15 protein-coding genes are annotated in these 16,899 nt (G+C 68.8%); 2 read left to right on the plus strand and 13 right to left on the minus strand.

Annotated features, from left to right (window positions below; genetic code table 11):
• Positions 1–362: 362 nt before the first annotated feature.
• A complete protein-coding gene (locus tag GHC57_RS05065; RefSeq protein ID WP_153341838.1) occupies positions 363–1,217 on the plus strand; it encodes an HTD2 family dehydratase in 855 nt (284 codons plus the stop codon).
• Positions 1,218–1,319: 102 nt separating this feature from the next.
• A complete protein-coding gene (locus tag GHC57_RS05070) occupies positions 1,320–2,522 on the plus strand; it encodes a CoA transferase (RefSeq protein ID WP_281354696.1) in 1,203 nt (400 codons plus the stop codon).
• Between the two features lie 48 nt (positions 2,523–2,570).
• Here the strand turns inward: GHC57_RS05070 and GHC57_RS05075 are convergent, their stop codons facing one another.
• The 13 genes from GHC57_RS05075 to GHC57_RS05135 all read right to left on the minus strand — a co-directional run bounded on the left by GHC57_RS05075 (position 2,571) and on the right by GHC57_RS05135 (position 16,899).
• Positions 2,571–3,164 (minus strand): cyclic nucleotide-binding domain-containing protein, encoded by a 594-nt coding sequence (locus GHC57_RS05075; protein ID WP_170294690.1) that lies wholly within the window; start codon positions 3,162–3,164, stop codon positions 2,571–2,573.
• A 678-nt stretch (positions 3,165–3,842) separates the two neighbouring features.
• On the minus strand, positions 3,843–6,188 hold the full coding sequence (gene clpA / locus GHC57_RS05080; protein ID WP_153341844.1) for an ATP-dependent Clp protease ATP-binding subunit ClpA: 2,346 nt from the start codon (positions 6,186–6,188) through the stop codon (positions 3,843–3,845).
• Positions 6,189–6,194: 6 nt separating this feature from the next.
• Positions 6,195–6,542, minus strand: a complete 348-nt coding sequence (clpS, locus tag GHC57_RS05085; protein ID WP_246152146.1) for an ATP-dependent Clp protease adapter ClpS — start codon at positions 6,540–6,542, stop codon at positions 6,195–6,197.
• 367 nt (positions 6,543–6,909) lie between these two features.
• Complete coding sequence (locus GHC57_RS05090) at positions 6,910–7,434, minus strand: Hpt domain-containing protein (protein WP_153341846.1); 525 nt, start codon at positions 7,432–7,434, stop codon at positions 6,910–6,912.
• A 360-nt stretch (positions 7,435–7,794) separates the two neighbouring features.
• Positions 7,795–8,361, minus strand: coding sequence for a response regulator (locus GHC57_RS05095; protein ID WP_153341849.1), 567 nt, complete (start codon positions 8,359–8,361; stop codon positions 7,795–7,797).
• A 45-nt stretch (positions 8,362–8,406) separates the two neighbouring features.
• Positions 8,407–8,859 (minus strand): hypothetical protein, encoded by a 453-nt coding sequence (locus GHC57_RS05100; RefSeq protein WP_153341851.1) that lies wholly within the window; start codon positions 8,857–8,859, stop codon positions 8,407–8,409.
• Positions 8,856–10,865 carry an acetyl/propionyl/methylcrotonyl-CoA carboxylase subunit alpha gene (locus GHC57_RS05105; protein ID WP_153341853.1) on the minus strand — a complete coding sequence of 670 codons (2,010 nt, stop codon included), beginning with the start codon at positions 10,863–10,865 and terminating at the stop codon, positions 8,856–8,858. Before GHC57_RS05105 ends, GHC57_RS05100 begins: the two co-directional genes overlap by 4 nt.
• 7 nt (positions 10,866–10,872) lie before the next feature.
• Positions 10,873–11,670: an enoyl-CoA hydratase/isomerase family protein gene (locus tag GHC57_RS05110; protein ID WP_153341855.1), complete on the minus strand. Its 798-nt coding sequence runs from the start codon at positions 11,668–11,670 to the stop codon at positions 10,873–10,875.
• A 160-nt stretch (positions 11,671–11,830) separates the two neighbouring features.
• Complete coding sequence (locus tag GHC57_RS05115; RefSeq protein WP_153341857.1) at positions 11,831–13,438, minus strand: carboxyl transferase domain-containing protein; 1,608 nt, start codon at positions 13,436–13,438, stop codon at positions 11,831–11,833.
• 58 nt (positions 13,439–13,496) lie between these two features.
• Entirely contained in the window at positions 13,497–14,099 is a 603-nt protein-coding gene (locus tag GHC57_RS05120; RefSeq protein ID WP_153341859.1) for a 2-hydroxychromene-2-carboxylate isomerase, read from the minus strand.
• A 41-nt stretch (positions 14,100–14,140) separates the two neighbouring features.
• Positions 14,141–14,824: an SDR family oxidoreductase gene (locus tag GHC57_RS05125; protein WP_153341861.1), complete on the minus strand. Its 684-nt coding sequence runs from the start codon at positions 14,822–14,824 to the stop codon at positions 14,141–14,143.
• Between the two features lie 60 nt (positions 14,825–14,884).
• Entirely contained in the window at positions 14,885–16,078 is a 1,194-nt protein-coding gene (locus GHC57_RS05130) for an acetyl-CoA C-acyltransferase (protein ID WP_153341863.1), read from the minus strand.
• On the minus strand, positions 16,075–16,899 hold the full coding sequence (locus GHC57_RS05135) for a DNA polymerase beta superfamily protein (RefSeq protein WP_153341865.1): 825 nt from the start codon (positions 16,897–16,899) through the stop codon (positions 16,075–16,077). Before GHC57_RS05135 ends, GHC57_RS05130 begins: the two co-directional genes overlap by 4 nt.

The raw sequence follows: 16,899 nt of genomic DNA on the forward strand, positions 1-16,899 counted from the left end.
CCGGATCGCGGATCACGATGACAACGGGCAAAGACCCCATCCTGAGACGATCACACGATCCGGTGCGGGGCCCCGGGTGGCCACCCGGGGCCCCGCAACCCGGCATCTCCACAATGCCACAAATCAAACAGACAATCCTGAGGGAGCCCCCGCGACCATCGTTCCGATGGTCGCGCTCCTTTGCGGCGACGCGAAGCGTCGCCGGGGGCGACCGAAGGACCTCGAGAGGTGGGTTCGACCCCATCCGTGTCACAGAACGGTCATCCGGGTTCGGAGCCCTGGGCGGGCGCGGTCGATTGTTGCGAACCCGACAACCGACGCGTAGGCTCGGGGCCCGTTCCCCGCGCACCGCGAGATCGCCCATGCCCCCGTCAGACGACGCCCCGACCGCCGCCATCGGCCGCACGGAAACCACCGAGGACCGCGTCACGGCGGTCCCCGTCAAGGCGCTTCAGGCCACCCTGAACGACGCCCGCGTCCGCCCGGCCGAGGGCGACCCGATGCCGCCCCTATGGCACTGGCTGTTCTTCCTGCCCGACGCGCCCATGTCCGAGGTCGGCGCCGACGGTCACCCGAAGCGCGGCGGCTTCCTGCCCGCCGTGGCGCTGGAACGGCGCATGTGGGCCGGCGGCCGCCTGACCTTCACCGAGGACACCCCCCGCATCGGCGAGGTGATCCGGCGCGAGTCCGAGATCCTGGACGTGCAGGAAAAAAGCGGCAACGCCGGCGACATGGTGTTCGTGACCGTGCGCCACCGCATCCACACGCCGCGCGGCCTCGCCGTCGAGGAAGAGCAGGACATCGTCTACATCGCGATGCCGACGGCGTTCCGCCCACCGGCCCCCAAGCCCGCGCCGCCGGACCCGACGTGGGTCGATCCCCTGCCCGTGGATCCGGTGCTGCTGTTCCGGTACTCGGCGCTGACCTTCAACGGCCACCGCATCCACTACGACCGCCCCTATGCCATGGAAACCGAGAAGTATCCCGGGCTGGTGGTCCACGGCCCGCTGCAGGCCATGGCCCTGATGGAGTCCGCGCGCCGGCATGTGCCCGACCGGCACCCGGCCACGTTCTCGTTCCGGGGCATGCGGCCGCTGTTCGATTTCGATACCGTCGCCCGCCACGGCTACACGCGGGAGGACGGCGGCCATGACCTGATGACCGTCAACGGCGAGGGCGCCATCGGCATGACCGCGCGGGTCTCCTGGCACGCCTGACTCACGGGCCCCGGACTCCTGGTCCCCCTGACAAGTGGACCCCGCCCCCCCATATCCTGGACTTTGAAGAGGGAGAGAACCTTGGCGAACCTGTTGGAGGGATTGAGGGTGGTCGAAGGGACCTCCTTCGTGGCCGCACCACTGGCCGGCATGACGCTGGCCCAGTTGGGGGCAGAGGTGATTCGGTTCGACCGCCTTCGCGGCGGCCTCGACCATTACCGCTGGCCGGTGACGGAGGACAATCGGTCCATGTTCTGGGCCGGTCTGAACAAGGGCAAGCGGTCCATCGCCGTGGACATGACCACGCCCGAGGGCCGCGAGATCATCACCAACCTGATCTGCGCGCCGGGGCCCGGCAACGGCATCTTCCTGACCAACCTGCGGGTCCGGGGCTGGATGGACTACGACTCCCTCAAGCAGCACCGCGAAGACCTCATCATGATGTCCATCCTGGGCACGCGCGACGGCGGGCCGCAGGTGGACTACACGGTCAATCCGGCCGTCGGCTTCCCGTCGGCCACCGGCCCGGAGGGCTCGACCGAGCCCGTCGCCCACGTGCTGCCCGCGTGGGACTGCATCACCGGGCAGAAGGCGGCCCTCGGCCTGCTGGCGGCGGAGCGTCACCGGCGCATGACCGGCGAGGGCCAGCTCGTGGAACTGGCGCTCAAGGACGTGGCCCTCGCCATGCTCGGCAACCTGGGCATCCTGGGCGAGGTCATGGTCAACGGCGTGGACCGGCCCAAGTACGGCAACGCGCTGTACGGGGCCTATGGTCAGGACTTCCTGACCGCCGACGGCCAGCGCATCATGCTGGTGGCGCTGACGGACCGCCAGTGGCGCGGGCTGGGCAAGGCGACCGGGCTGACGGACGAGTTCAACGCCCTGGGCGAGCGCCTGGGGGTGGACCTGAACCAGGAAGGCCAGCGCTTCGTGCATCGTCACGCCATCACCGACATCCTGAAGCCCTGGTTCTCGGCCCGGCGGACGGAGGACTTCGCCACGCTGTTCACCGAGAACAACGTCACCTGGTCGGTGTTCCGCACATTCAAGGAAGCGGTGGACACCGACCCGGACCTGTCCACGGCGCACCCCATGTTCTCAATGCTCGATCAGCCGGGCATCGGCGAATACCTGGTGCCGGGCAGCCCGCTGGAGTTCAGCGCGGCCCCGCGCGAGGCCCCGGTGCGGGCCGCCACCCTGGGCGAGCACACCGAAGACATCCTGTCCGGCGTTCTGGGCCTGGACGACCACAACATCTCGGCCCTGTTCGACAAGGGCATCGTCGGCGGCCCCCGCAAGGGGTGATCCTGATCGGCGCGGACCTTGCGGGACCGGCCTCGGGCCGGTTCCGCCCTACCCCGCCGACGACCCGTCCGCCCCATGTTTGGCGGCGTACTTGTTGAGCACGCCTTCCAGTTGGTCGAGCAGCGGCGCGATTTCCGCGCGCATGGCGTCCCGGTCCTTCTCGCTAAACTCGTTGGCCAGCCGGTGGTTCAGCCCCAGGAACCGATTCTGGAAGTCCATGAACTTGGCGTACTGCTGAACCTGACCCTCATTCGCCTTCCGCAGGCGGTCGATCAGCAGGAAGATCAGCGAGCGGATCACCGGGTCGCTCAACTGCGACAGCTTCTTCTTCAACTCGTTCTCGGAAATGACCGTGACGGTCGTATCCTCGACCGCCTGGACGGTGGCGGTGCGCGGCTGGCTGGACAACAACGCCATCTCGCCGAAGACCTCGCCGGCCCCCAGTTCCGAGACGACGACCCGGTGCGCCCCGGATTTCACGCTCACCTCGACCCGACCCTTTTCGATGTAATAGGCGTAGTCGCCCCGCGCGCCCTCCTCGAACACGACCTTGCCCCGGAAAAAGATCTCCCGCGTCCGCAGACGAGGTCGCCCGGACGGGTCCATTTCCTTGCGCGGGTCCAGGTACTCTCTTTCCGACATGGTCCGGCTCCAGCAGCGATATCCCGCCCCCAGCATAGAGGGTTCGGCCGCCCGTGTTCTCTCGAAATTTTGCCGAACGGCCGCCGGCCGGAGCGTACCAGAGTCGCAGACCACATGCTGCCCGGGAACCACCTCGCCTTCCGGCCAAAAACGAAAAAGGGGTCATCGCGAACATCGGGGTTGCGGGGTTTCCGGATCGCGGCAGTCAACCGGGAAAACCCTTCTCCCCCCATTCCATGGCTCCCCGAGTCACACTTTCTCAATGGTCGAACGGACAGGCTTTCTGCCTGCCGGACGGGGCTTGCAGCCCCGTCCGGACCGTTTTGCCCAATGTATGGGGATGAGAACGCTCCGGGCGGGAGTGCAACTCCCGCCCGGCGTCATGGCTTGAAGCCCCCCAGTCCAAGGCGGAAAACGCCTTGAACGCCGAGGCAGACTCCGAGTCCGAACGCGCCCCCTGCGGCGGCAAAGATGTGTGAACGTGATAGTTCATGGGGGAGGTCGGGAGGGGGTTATGGCGGAACGCGCGCCGGGCGCATGCCCATGCGCGAGATCCTTCACGCCCTTCGGGCGATCAGGATGACGATCCTGTTTTTCCGATCTCCCGTGACACCGCATAGAAAAACGCCCGGACCGACGGGCGGTCCGGGCGCATTTCGTCATCAAGCGGCGGGAGGGCTACTCCACCAGTTCGGGGGTCTTGCCGGTGCCCGAGTCCTGGCCGCCGTCGCCGTCGGACCGGCCGCCCTTGCGGCCGCCCCGGTCGCGGTCAGTGTCGATCTCGAAGACGGGCTTGTTGTCCTCGATCTTCACCCGGACCAGACCGCCCTTGGTCAGGCGGCCGAACAGCAGTTCCTCGGCCAGCGGCTTCTTGATGCTCTCCTGGATGATGCGGCCCAGCGGGCGCGCCCCCATGAGCTTGTCGTAGCCCTTCTTGGCCAGCCACTTGCGGGCGTCTTCGGACAGCTCGATGACCACGTCGCGGTCGGCGAGCTGGGCTTCCAACTGCATGATGAACTTGTCCACGACCTTGCCGACCACATCGCCGGACAGCCCCGCGAACGGGATGACGGCATCGAGACGGTTGCGGAACTCGGGCGAGAACATGCGCTCGATTTCCTCCCGGTCCTCGCCGGAGCGGTCCTCGCGATTGAACCCGATCGCCGCCTTGGCGAGCTGCTGCGCGCCGGCGTTGGTGGTCATGATGAGGATCGTGTTGCGGAAATCGACCGTCTTGCCCGAATGGTCCGTCAGCTTGCCGTGGTCCATGACCTGCAACAGGATGTTGAACAGGTCCGGATGGGCCTTCTCGATCTCGTCGAGCAGAAGGACCGAGTACGGATGCTGATCGACCGCGTCGGTCAGCAGGCCGCCCTGGTCGAAGCCCACATAGCCCGGCGGCGCGCCGATCAGGCGGGAGACCGAGTGCCGCTCCATGTACTCGCTCATGTCGAAGCGGACCAGTTCCACGCCCAGCGTCATGGAGAGCTGACGCGCCACCTCGGTCTTGCCCACGCCGGTCGGACCGGAGAACAGATAGCAGCCGATCGGCTTCTCCGGCTCGCGCAGGCCGGCGCGGGCCAGCTTGATGGCGCTGGACAGGGCGTCGATGGCGCCGTCCTGGCCGAACACCATGGTCTTCAGGTCGCGTTCCAGGTTCGCCAGCGCCGTCTGGTCGTTGCGCGACACCGTCTTGGGCGGGATGCGGGCGATCTTGGCGATGATGTCCTCGATGTCCTTGACGGTCACCGTCTTGCGCCGCTTGCTTTCCGGCACCAGCATCCGGGCGGCGCCCACCTCGTCGATCACATCGATCGCCTTGTCCGGCAACTTGCGGTCGTTGATGTACTTCGAAGACAGGGTCACCGCCGCGCGCACCGCCTCGTTGGTGTACTTCACGTGGTGGTGATCCTCGTAGTACGGCTTCAGGCCGGTGACGATCTTGATGGCGTCATCCACGCTGGGCTCGTTCACGTCGATTTTCTGGAACCGGCGCACCAAGGCCCGATCCTTCTCGAAGTGATTGCGGAACTCCTTGTACGTGGTCGAGCCGATGCACCGCAGCGAGCCGGCGGCCAGCGCGGGCTTCAGCAGGTTCGACGCGTCCATGGACCCGCCCGAGGTGGCCCCGGCGCCGATCACGGTGTGGATCTCGTCGATGAACAGGATCGCGCCGTCGAAGGCTTCCAGTTCCTTGATGACCGCCTTCAGGCGCTCCTCGAAATCGCCGCGATAGCGCGTGCCCGCCAGCAGCGCCCCCATGTCGAGGGCGAAGATGGTGGCCTCGCGCAGGACCGTCGGCACCTGATCCTCGATGATGCGCTTGGCCAGACCCTCGGCGATGGCCGTCTTGCCCACGCCCGGATCGCCCACCAGCAACGGATTGTTCTTGGTGCGGCGGCACAGGATCTGGATGGTGCGCTCCACCTCCAGGTCGCGACCGATCAGTGGATCGATGCGCCCGTCGGCGGCCTTGCGGTTGAGGTTGACGCAGTAGGTGTCGAGAGCCTCCTGTCCTTTTTTCACGACCTCTTCCTCCCGCGTCCCCTCTGCCGTGCCCTGGGGGGCCCGGGCTTCGCCCTTGTCCGTGGCCTTGGCGATGCCGTGAGAGATGTAGTTGACCGCATCCAGGCGGGTCATGTCCTGCATCTGGAGGAAGTAGACCGCGTGCGACTCCCGCTCGGCGAAAATGGCGACCAGGATGTTGGCGCCGGTCACCTGTTCGCGGCCGGAACTCTGCACGTGGATGGCCGCGCGCTGCACGACGCGCTGGAAGCCGGCGGTCGGTTTCGGGTCGCCGTCGAGGCGATCCACGACCAGACCGTTCAGCTCGGTGTCCACGAAGGCCGTGAGCTGTTCCCGCAGCTTTTCCGTCTCGACGGAGCAGGCCTTCAGAACCGCCACGGCGTCCTGGTCATCGACCAGCGACAGCAGAAGATGTTCGAGTGTTGCGTATTCGTGGTTGCGCTCGGCAGCCAGGGCGAGCGCCCGGTGAAGGCTCAACTCCAGATTGCGGGAAAGCATGGGCCGCTATTCCTTCTCCAGGGTACACTGCAACGGATGCTGGTTGCGGCGCGCCAGATCCATGACCTGGGTCACCTTGGTTTCCGCCACTTCGTACGTGTAGACGCCACAGATGCCGACCCCCCGCTGATGAACGTGAAGCATGATTCGGGTCGCTTCCTCGTTCGACTTGCCGAAGAACCGCTCGAGCACCATCACCACGAATTCCATGGGGGTGTAGTCGTCGTTCAGCATCAAGACCTTGTACATGGCCGGCTTTTTGGTCTTGGGCCGGGTCTTGATGACAACGCCCGTATTGGGGCCGCCACCGGCCTTGCCATCGTCGCTGTCCGAACACCGCATTGGAACAGTCATCGGTTCTATCTGCTCCCGAAGTCCTTCGCTTGTTTCCGGTTGCGGACGGGGCACGCCCCGGTCAGGGCGCGCCACGGGTCCGAACCAATCCAACAGGCCCCCAATACGACGGAGGGTCCGGGGGGCAGTCACCCCCTGACGGCTCGACCACGGGTCCGCGACGATCCACAGTGTACGGTGCCGCAACGGAGGCGATAAAGACCCATCGCGCATCCCGGAGCGGCCCGCCGCAAAACCCGCCAACTCCGTCGATATGGGGGCGTGGCGACGGTCATACAACAGGGCCTTCAAGGCGCTGGCCGGTCTGGCGCGAGGCCGACGGCGCGCCGCCGAGTCGCGATCCGCCACGGACCGACCTCCGGCGGGATCATGACAGCGCCCGGTCCACCACCCGGGTGAGCCCCTCGATCATCTCCGCGCCCGCCGGCCCGCCGTCGCCGCTCATGCGGCGGGAGACGATCACCTGCAGGCTCTCCACATGCAGGCGGACCGCCTGAAGCTGTTCCGGCGTGGGGCGGTCGCCGATCCGCTCCAGGAACCGGCACAAGCCGTTCCCGACCCGCGTGACCAGATCATAGCCGAAACTGCCGCCCTGCCCCTTCATGTCGTGCGCGATGCGAAACACCTCGCGCTTGGCGGCGGCGGGATCGGCGGGATCGCCCTCCATGGTCGCCAGGGCCAGGACGAGGGCCGACACGTCCTTGTCCACCCAGGCCAGATACTGGTCGTGCATCCCGGCCAGCATGGCTTCGGCCCGGGCCAGGGCCGCGGCATCCACGCCGGTCTGCGTCACCTGGACCTTGCGGGACAGCGGATCGGGCGGCGCGATGAACGTGGCGTCCTCCGCGTCCCGTCCGGCGCCGTCCAAGTCCTTGCGGTGCATCATCGCCATGGGCTCCCGACCTCGGGCGGGGACGGACGCCGGTCAGCGGGCCGACGCCATCATCCAGCGCAGGCGCTCATTTCACCATGGATCGCAAAGCCACGAAACCCTTCTGATGTCACAAGAACCGGGTAACGGGCTCGGGCTGACGGGATTCCGCCTGCAGATCTTTCCCGCCACGGCCGGGACATCCGCGCTCGAGGTCCTTCAGCCGCTTCGCGGCTTCAGGATGACATCCTATATTTTTTTGGGGTGTCATCCCGAGTGAGCGAAGCGAGACGAGGGATCTCGAGAGGCCTGCTCCGACCGCGCAGTAAGTGCCATCATATCAAGCTGAGCCCGTTACTTTGGTCACAAGAACCGGCCTTTTCAGGGCCGTCGGCTCAGCAGGGCGTCCAGATCACGCCGGGACAGACCGCCCGTTCCGGCCGCCCTGGCCTTGGCCTCGCGCAGGGCCCGGCGCCGCTCAGGGCCGCGCCAGTCGATGGTGTGCCGGCGTCGGTCCGGGCCGAAGTACGTGGCCGTCCGCACAAACGGGCGCGGTCGGTCGATGATCGCCTTGATGCGCGCGAACAGCGACGTGGCCGAGATGGGCTTGGACAGGAATTCGTGCACCCCGGCGTCGCGCGCCTCCATCACCCGGCTCAGTTCCGTGTGTCCGGTCAGCATGATGATGGGGACGAAAGGGTTGGGGCTTTCGGGGGACGTGCGCACCATCCGGACAAACGCCACGCCGTCCACCGGCGCCATGATCCAGTCGCAGATCACCAGGTCGGCGGGAAAGTTCGAAAGCTCGACGAAGGCGGCATCGCCGTTGCCGGCCTCCTGGATGCGGCGCACGCCGAACGCCCCCAGGATCGTGCGGACGATGGCCCGGGTATGCGCATTGTCGTCCACGACCAGGACGGTGAGCTGTTCGAGAGAGTATCCCGCCATCGCAGCCCCTCGACCCGTGCCGCACAACGATGCGTCGCGCACGCGCTAGGTCGGCGTCTCCGCGCCCGAAACCATCCGCTCCAGACGGTCCATCAGGGCTTCGGCCCGTCGCAGCACGTCGGCGATCATCCGCAGCCGACCCTGCGCCCGGTCCCGCACCGCCGGCTCGAAGGTCTCGTCCGGGCCGTCCATGGGATGCTCGAAGAAGAAGTCGTGCACCAGTTCGGTCCGCACCCGCCGCATCTCGCTCAGCAGCGCCCGGTCCGCGTCGGTCAGGCCGTCGCGCAGGCGGCGGGCCGCCGCCGACAGCGGCGCGCCCCCCAGCAGCGAGTCCACGGCGGCATGGAAGTCCGCCACGTCCTCGATGCTCTCTTCCACGTTGGCGGCCAGGTACTCGACCCGACGGGCGACGGCCTGCGCGTGGCGGACGCACAGGGCGAACGAGACCAGGACCTGCGCGGATGCGGCCGGACCGTCGTTGATCGGAACGTCTGTCATGGGGCCCCCGTGTCTCCGGTCTCGAACGAGAGCAGGGCGGCGCCGTCATCGACCTGATCGCCGGCCTGGAAGTGCACCGCCGTCACCGTCCCGTCGGTGGGCGCGGCGATGGTGTGTTCCATCTTCATGGCTTCCAATACCATCAAAGGTGCGCCCTTTTCCAACGTTTGCCCGGCCTCGACGAGGACCTGGCTCACTTTTCCAGGCATCGGCGCGACCAGACCGCCCTCGCCAGGGTCGCGCTCGCCCGCGCGGGCGGCCGGATCGTCCAGGGTCAGGCGGTGCTGACGGCCCCGATCCAGGATCACCAGATCGTGACCATGGCGGACCACCGTCACCCGGCGGCGGAAGCCGTCGATGTCGCTGACCAGATTGCCGTCGGCGTCGATCTCGCCGCGCGCCGTGACCGAGCCGCCGGGCAGATCGAGACGGTAGCCCTCCGGCCGGTAGTGGACCGTGACGGCGCGCGCCTCCTCGCCATCCAGGAACGTCATGCGCTGGTAGTTGTCGTCGTTGAGCCGCCAGCCGCTGGGCGCATGCCAGGGCGAATACGGGTCGCCCGACCGGGCCGCCGCCGCGGCCGCCTGGGTCTGACGATGCAGCAGCACATCCAGCGCGGCCAGGGCCAGCACGGTGTCGTCGGCGGGAACGGCCGCCGGGAACAGGTCGGCCTCGTGCGCCTCGATGAAGCGGGTCCCGACCGCGCCGGCCCCGAACGCGGGATGCGCCGCCACGCCGCCCAGGAACTCCAGGTTGGTGGTCACCCCGACGACCTGATAGGCCTCCAGCGCCGCCCGCAGCCGCCGCAGCGCGGCCGGGCGGTCGGCGTCCCACACCGCCAGCTTGGCGATCATGGGGTCGTAGTGCATGGACACCCGGTCGTCCTGGCGCACGCCGGTATCGACGCGCACGTGCGGCCCCTCGACCGGCGGGCGCAGGTGCCGCAGCCGCCCGATGGAGGGGAGGAAGTCGTTGGCCGGGTCCTCGGCATAGACGCGCGCCTCGATGGCGTGGCCGGTCACGGCAAGGTCCGCCTGAGCCAGCGGCAGCGTGCCGCCGGCCGCCACCCGAAGCTGCCACTCCACCAGATCCTGCCCGGTAATCAGCTCCGTCACCGGGTGTTCCACCTGCAGGCGGGTGTTCATCTCGATGAAGTAGAACCCGCCGTCCTGATAGAGGAACTCCACCGTCCCCGCGCCCACATAGCCGATGGCCTGCGCCGCCGCGACACCGGCCGCGCCCATGGCGGCGCGCGTCTCGGCCGGCAGGTCGGGGGCCGGGGCCTCCTCGATCACCTTCTGGTGCCGGCGCTGGATGGAGCAGTCACGCTCGAACAGGTGCACGACGTGGCCGTGCGTGTCGCCGAAGACCTGGATCTCGACGTGCCGGGGCGCGTCCAGATACTTCTCGACCAGCAGCAAGTCGTCTCCAAAGGCGTTGGCGGCCTCGCGCTTCGCGCCCTCGACGGCGGCCTGAAGCGCGTCGGCGGCGCGGACCACCCGCATGCCCTTGCCGCCGCCCCCGGCCGAGGCCTTGACCAGCACCGGATAGCCGATGTCGTCGGCGGCCGCCCGCAGCGCCGCTAGGGACTGATCCGCCCCATGATACCCTGGCACCAGCGGCACCCCGGCCTTTTCCATCAGGCGTTTGGACTCCGACTTGGAGCCCATGGCGTCGATGGCCTCGGGTGTCGGGCCGATGAACACCACGCCGGCGTCGGCGCAGGCGCGGGCGAAGGCCGCGTTCTCCGACAGGAACCCATAGCCCGGATGGATCGCCTCGGCCCCTGTGCGCCGGGCGGCCTCCAGGATGGCGTCGCCGAGCAGATAGGACTCGCGGGCCGGCGGTGGTCCCAGCCGCCAGGCCTCGTCGCACAGGTCCACGTGCATGGCGTCGGCGTCGGCATCGGAATAGACCGCGACCGTGGCCACACCCAGGCGGCGGCAGGTGCGGGCGACGCGGCAGGCGATCTCGCCCCGGTTCGCGATCAGGATCTTGCTGAACATCGCCCGGTCACTCCCCTCCGGTCCAGGACGGCTTGCGTTTCTCCAGGAAGGCGCCCAGGCCCTCCTGCCCCTCGGCCGACGCGCGGATGTCGGCGATGCGCCCGGCGGTCTCGTCCATGACCGCATCGGGGGCCCGGAACGAGACCGCGCGGATCAGGTCCTTGGCGGCCGTCTGCGCGGCCGGTCCGGCCTGCAGCAGCGCGCGGATCATCAGTTCGCCCGCGCCCGTCAGTTCCTCCGAGCCCACCACGTCGTGCAGCAGGCCGATGCGGTGCGCCTCCTCGGCGTCGAAGCGTTCGCCGGTCAGCATGTAGCGCCGGGCCGCGCGCGGACCGATGGCGTTCAGAACGTAGGGGCTGATGACGGCCGGGATGATGCCCAGCTTGACCTCGGACAGCGCGAAGGTGGCGCCCGCCGTGCCGATGGCGATGTCGCAGGCGGCCACCAGCCCGACGCCGCCGCCGTAGGCCGCGCCCTGCACCAGGGCGATGGTCGGCTTGGGGCAGCGGTCCAGGGTTTCCAGCATGGTCGCCAGCGCCTTGGCGTCGGCCAGGTTCTCGTCCCGGGAATACCCGGCCATGCGCTTCATCCAGGTGAGGTCCGCCCCGGCGGAGAAGCTCTTGCCGTCGGCGGCCAGAACGACGATGCGCACCGACGGATCGGCGCCCAGCCGCGCAAACGTGTCGGTCAGCCGCGCGATGAGTCCGTCGTCGAAGGCGTTGTGGACGGCGGCCCGGGCCATGGTGACGGTGGCCACGCCGCGGTCGTCACGCTCCAGGCGAAGGGCGTCCTGAATGTCGGTCATCACTCACAGTCCTTGAGTCGGGTCACGGTGGAACGGCATCGACATCCGATCCAGATCCTTCGGCCGCGTCGCGGCCTCAGGATGACATGTCTCTTTTTTCTTCATCGTCATCCTGAGCGGCCGGAGGACGCGAAGGATCTCGGGCGGCCCGGCCCCCCCATCACATCCGGAACACGCCGTACCGGGTCTCGCCGATGGGGGCGTTCAGCGATGCGGAGAGGCCGAGCGCCAGCGTCATGCGGGTCTCGGCGGGGTCGATGATGCCGTCATCCCACAGCCGGGCGGAGGCATAGTAGGGGTGCCCCTGGGTCTCGTACTGATCGCGGATGGGGGCCTTGAAGGTTTCCTCGTCCTCGGCGGACCACGTCTGGCCGCGGGCCTCCAGGCCATCGCGGCGGACCTGGGCCAGCACGTTCGCCGCCTGATCCCCGCCCATGACCGAGATGCGTCCGTTCGGCCACATCCACATCAGTCGCGGCGCATAGGCCCGGCCGCACATGCCGTAGTTCCCCGCGCCGAAACTGCCGCCGATGATGACGGTGAACTTGGGCACCTGGGCGCAAGAGACGGCGGTCACCATCTTGGCCCCGTCGCGGGCGATGCCGCCGCTTTCGTACTTCCGACCGACCATGAAGCCCGTGATGTTCTGCAGGAACACCAGCGGAATGCCGCGCTGGTTGCACAGCTCGATGAAATGCGCCCCCTTCAGGGCGCTTTCCGAGAACAGGATGCCGTTGTTGGCCACGATGCCGACGGGATAGCCCATGATTCGGGCGAAGCCGGTGATGAGGGTGGGGCCGTACAGCGCCTTGAACTCGTCGAAGCGCGAGCCGTCCACGACACGGGCGATGACCTCGCGCACGTCATAGGGCTTGCGGGTGTCCTTGGGGATGATGCCGTAGATCTCGGCCGGATCGTACAGCGGCGCCTCGGGGGCGCGCACATCCAGCCCGACCCGCTTGACCCGGTTCAGGTTGGCCACCACCCGGCGCGCCATATGCAGCGCATGGCCGTCGTCCTGGGCGTAGTGGTCGGTCACGCCAGAGGTGCGGCAATGGACGTCCGCGCCGCCCAGATCCTCGGCCGTGACCACCTCGCCGGTGGCCGCCTTCACCAGCGGCGGCCCGCCGAGGAAAATGGTGCCCTGGTTCTTCACGATGATGCTCTCGTCGCACATCGCCGGAACATAGGCGCCGCCGGCCGTGCAACTGCCCATGACCACCGCGATCTGCGGGATTCCCTGCGCGGACATGTTGGCCTGGTTGAAGAAGATGCGGCCGAAATCGTCCTTGTCCGGGAACACCTCGTCCTGACGCGGCAGGAACGCCCCGCCCGAGTCCACCAGATACACGCAGGGCAGTCGGTTCTCGCGCGCGATCTCCTGCGCGCGCAGGTGCTTCTTGACCGTGAGCGGGTAGTACGTGCCGCCCTTCACCGTGGCGTCGTTGGCGACCACCACGCATTCCACGCCCTCGATCTGGCCGATCCCGGTGATGACGCCGGCGGCCGGCACCTCGTCCTCGTAGACCTTCCAGGCGGCGAACTGCGAGAACTCCAGGAACGGCGAGCCCACGTCCAGCAGGGTGCGCACCCGCTCGCGCGGCAGCAGCTTGCCGCGCTCCAGGTGTTTGGCGCGGGCGCGCTCGCCGCCGCCCTGCTTGATGCCCGCGACCTTGTCGCGCAGGTCCTGGACCTGGGCGCGCATGTGATCCGCGTTTTCGCGGAACTCGGCCGAGCGGGTGTTGAGAGAGCTTTTCAGGACGGTCATGGCCGGCGCCTCTGGTTCCTGGTTCGGGTCGAAAACGGGTCTTGTGCGAGACGTCGGTTCACCATCCCCCCCGCGCCATCCACTCGTCCATCAGGGGCAGGCGATCCACGCCCCAGAACGGCTCCTCGTCCACCAGGAAAAACGGCGAGCCGAACACGCCCAGCTTGATGGCGTGTTCGACCGCCGCCTTGGTGCGGGCCTTCAGGTCGGGGTCCTGCAGGGCCTGGCCGAGCGCCTCGGCGTCGAGCCCCTCGTCCGCCGCCACTTGAAGCGCCACGGCGGCGTCACCGATGTTGCGGCCCTCGGCGAAATAGGCGCGGTAGACCGCCTTGGCGTAGCGCACGGCCTCGTCCGGATCCTTGTCCCACAGCCAATAGACGGCCCGCGCGGGGGCCACCGTGCCGATGGGGAACGGCTCGGGCCACGCGAAGGGAATGCCGTACCGCCGACACAGCCGGGGCACGTCGTGGCGCATGTAGTCGCCCTTCAGGGGCTGATCGCCCAACGGGCGATTGCCCGACACCTGGAACGCCGGCCCCAGCAGCGTGGGCCGCCAGCGCACCGCCCGGATGTGACGCTGCGCCAGCGGCTCGATCAGGTGCGCCGCGACGTAGCCGTACGGCGACGAGAAATCGAAGTAGAAATCAATCGGCTCCGGCATCGCGGCGTCCCCCCCCCCGTTTCAACGGTTCACCCACCCCGTCACCAGGGAATGGGCGCACCGTCATAGCTGCGGAACGTGCCGGTGTCGGCCATCGAGGCCCCGGCGATGACCTCGCGCAGGCCGGTGGCGCTCTGCTGGGTGGTGATGAGCGCGTTCGGGCCGCCCATGTCGGTCTTCACCCAGCCCGGATGCAGCGCCAGGCAGATCACCCCGCGCGCTTCCAGTTCCAGCGACAGGCCCTTGATGACCATGTTCACGCCGGTCTTGGAGGAGCGGTAGACCACCGACCCGGGCGAGGACGCATCGGCGATGCTGCCCATCTTGGACGAGATGGTGGCCAGCACCGGCCGCTGGGCCTTCTCCAGGTTGCCGATGAAGGTCTCGGCCACCTTCCACGGCGCGATCACGTTGGTGCGCAGGGCCTCCATCCACGGCTCCACCGGGATGTCGCCGAACGCGCCCTGCGGCCCCTTCAGCGGATAGATGCCGGCGTTGTTGATGAGCACGTCTATGGTCCGGCCCGCGAGAGTGCGGCCCAGGGCGGCCAGCGCGGCGTCGTCGGTCACATCCAGGGCGTGGACCTCGGCCCCGCTGCCCTGCAGGTCGGGGGCGGCGTCCGGATCGCGGCAGGTGGCGATGACCTCCCAGTCGTCGGCGCGGTACTGGCGCACCAGTTCCAGGCCGATCCCGCGACTGGCGCCGGTGATGAGAACGGTGGGCATGAAAAGCCTCCCTTGGTTGGGGCGTCGTTGGAGCGTCGTCGGACCGGCGCGCGGCGCGCCTCAGGCCATCCGCTCGATCGCCATGGCCGTCGCCTCGCCGCCGCCGATGCACAGGCAGGCAACGCCCCGCGTGCGGCCGTGTTCCGTCAGCGCGGTCAGCAGCGTGACCAGGATCCGCGCCCCCGACGCGCCGATGGGATGGCCGAGCGCACAGGCGCCGCCGTGCACGTTCATGATGTCGTGCGGAATGCCCAGGTCGCTCATGGCGGCCATGGTGACGACGGCGAAGGCCTCGTTGACCTCCCACAGGTCCACGTCGCCGACCGTCCAGCCGGTGCGGGCCATCAGGGTTTCGACGGCCCCGATGGGCGCGGTGGTGAACCAGTGCGGCGCCCGCGCGTGCGTGGCGTGACCGGCGATGCGGGCGAGCGGCGTCCAGCCCTTCGCCTCGGCCACCGAGGCGCGGGTGAGCACCAGCGCGGCCGCGCCATCGGAGATGCTGGAGCTGTTGGCGGCGGTCACGGTGCCGTCCTTGCGGAAGGCGGGCTTGAGCGTCGGGATCTTGTCGATGCGGGCAAGGCGCGGGTTCTGGTCGGTGTCGATGACAATCTCGCCCTGGCCCTTGCCGCCGGGCAGGGTCAGGGGCGCGATCTCCTTGGCGAACACCCCGTCCCTGGTCGCCGTCTGGGCGCGCTGCAGCGAGCAGATCGCGAAGGCGTCCTGATCCTCGCGCGAGAACTGGTAGTGCTGGGCGCAGTCCTCGGCGAAGGTGCCCATCAGCCGCCCCGGCTCGTAGGCGTCCTCCAGCCCGTCCAGGAACATGTGGTCGCGCACCTGCCCATGGCCCAGACGGTAGCCGCCGCGCGCCTTGTCGAGCAGGTAGGGCGCGTTGGTCATGCTCTCCATGCCGCCGGCGACCATCACATCGGCGGAGCCGGCGGCGATCTCGTCATGGGCGATCATGGCCGCCCGCATGGCCGAGCCGCAGACCTTGCTGATCGTGGTGCAGCCGACGGACCACGGCAGACCGGCCCCATGCGCGGCCTGACGCGCGGGGGCCTGACCCAGCGCGGCCGGCAGCACACAGCCCATATGGACGCCGTCCACGTCGTCGGCCGCGACCCCGCCCCGGTCCATGGCCGCCCGGATGGCGTGGGCGCCCAGGTCCGGCGCCGCCGCGGCGGACAACTCGCCCTGGAAGCCGCCCATGGGCGTGCGCGCGGCCGCGACGATCACGATAGGGTCGGTCGTCATGACGCTCCCTCTCCTCCCTGCGCGGGTGTTGGTGTTTCCGTGGCGCGGTCCGGTCCCGCTCCGGCCGCCGGTCCGCCATTGTTGTGCAACAGGTGGGCCCGGTAAAGGGCATCCGCCGCCGCCGGGTCCGGCGCGCCCTCGGGCAGGGCGGCGCAACGGTCGGCGGCGGTGTCCAGTTCGTCGTTGATCCAGCGGAACAGGGCCGGATGCCGCGCGACGGGCGCCTGGCGGACGGCGTGCAGCTCCGCCCGCACGTCGTCGGGCAGGTCGAGGCCGTCCATGAGCGCGTCCAGCGCCAGCGGCGGCAGGTCCCCGCCCCGTTCCAGCCAACGCACCGCCAGCAGGCAGCGGGCCGCCTTCAGCGACTTGGTGGCCGTCATGGCCTCGCCCCGGTCGAGGAAGGCCGTGAGCGACTTGCGCGCCTCGCCCCACAGGGCATGACCCAGCGCGCGGCGGGAGTATCCCTCATGCGCCAGCCTGCGCAGATCGTCGCCCAGCCCGCTCGGGTCGTGGAGCACATCGGGGCTGGCCAGCCACGACCAGACCATGGGGTTGGAGCGCAACAGCAGCCGCAGCCCCTTGCGCAGATCCCAGCCCCAGGAGTCCGCGTCCGGGCCCTCCCCTGGGCCATCGAGCGTGTCCGCCCCCTCGGCGAGGGTCAGATACCAGTCGGCCGGCCGCACGTACACGAACCGCACACCCGGCGGGGCCGGGGTGTTGGGCGCGGCCACGGTGCCTTCGACCGCCTCGCCGACGCGGACAGCGAACAGCAGACGGGCGCCTTTTTGGGCGACATACGCGGCAAGATCGGATGCGGTCAT

Origin of the sequence: Roseospira navarrensis, from assembly GCF_009601025.1 — a bacterium.
GTDB lineage: Bacteria > Pseudomonadota > Alphaproteobacteria > Rhodospirillales > Rhodospirillaceae > Rhodospira > Rhodospira navarrensis.

What these genes read in the sequence shown, in the direction of transcription:
- GHC57_RS05100 (WP_153341851.1), bottom strand. Translation starts at nt 8,859, where the DNA reads ATGACAGACGTTCCGATCAACGACGGTCCGGCCGCATCCGCGCAGGTC.
- GHC57_RS05125 (WP_153341861.1), bottom strand. Translation starts at nt 14,824, where the DNA reads ATGCCCACCGTTCTCATCACCGGCGCCAGTCGCGGGATCGGCCTGGAA.
- GHC57_RS05120 (WP_153341859.1), bottom strand. Translation starts at nt 14,099, where the DNA reads ATGCCGGAGCCGATTGATTTCTACTTCGATTTCTCGTCGCCGTACGGC.
- GHC57_RS05095 (WP_153341849.1), bottom strand. Translation starts at nt 8,361, where the DNA reads ATGGCGGGATACTCTCTCGAACAGCTCACCGTCCTGGTCGTGGACGAC.
- GHC57_RS05075 (WP_170294690.1), bottom strand. Translation starts at nt 3,164, where the DNA reads ATGTCGGAAAGAGAGTACCTGGACCCGCGCAAGGAAATGGACCCGTCC.
- GHC57_RS05130 (WP_153341863.1), bottom strand. Translation starts at nt 16,078, where the DNA reads ATGACGACCGACCCTATCGTGATCGTCGCGGCCGCGCGCACGCCCATG.
- GHC57_RS05135 (WP_153341865.1), bottom strand. Translation starts at nt 16,899, where the DNA reads ATGACCGCATCCGATCTTGCCGCGTATGTCGCCCAAAAAGGCGCCCGT.
- GHC57_RS05110 (WP_153341855.1), bottom strand. Translation starts at nt 11,670, where the DNA reads ATGACCGACATTCAGGACGCCCTTCGCCTGGAGCGTGACGACCGCGGC.
- clpA (WP_153341844.1), bottom strand. Translation starts at nt 6,188, where the DNA reads ATGCTTTCCCGCAATCTGGAGTTGAGCCTTCACCGGGCGCTCGCCCTG.
- GHC57_RS05115 (WP_153341857.1), bottom strand. Translation starts at nt 13,438, where the DNA reads ATGACCGTCCTGAAAAGCTCTCTCAACACCCGCTCGGCCGAGTTCCGC.
- clpS (WP_246152146.1), bottom strand. Translation starts at nt 6,542, where the DNA reads ATGACTGTTCCAATGCGGTGTTCGGACAGCGACGATGGCAAGGCCGGT.
- GHC57_RS05105 (WP_153341853.1), bottom strand. Translation starts at nt 10,865, where the DNA reads ATGTTCAGCAAGATCCTGATCGCGAACCGGGGCGAGATCGCCTGCCGC.
- GHC57_RS05065 (WP_153341838.1), top strand. Translation starts at nt 363, where the DNA reads ATGCCCCCGTCAGACGACGCCCCGACCGCCGCCATCGGCCGCACGGAA.
- GHC57_RS05090 (WP_153341846.1), bottom strand. Translation starts at nt 7,434, where the DNA reads ATGGCGATGATGCACCGCAAGGACTTGGACGGCGCCGGACGGGACGCG.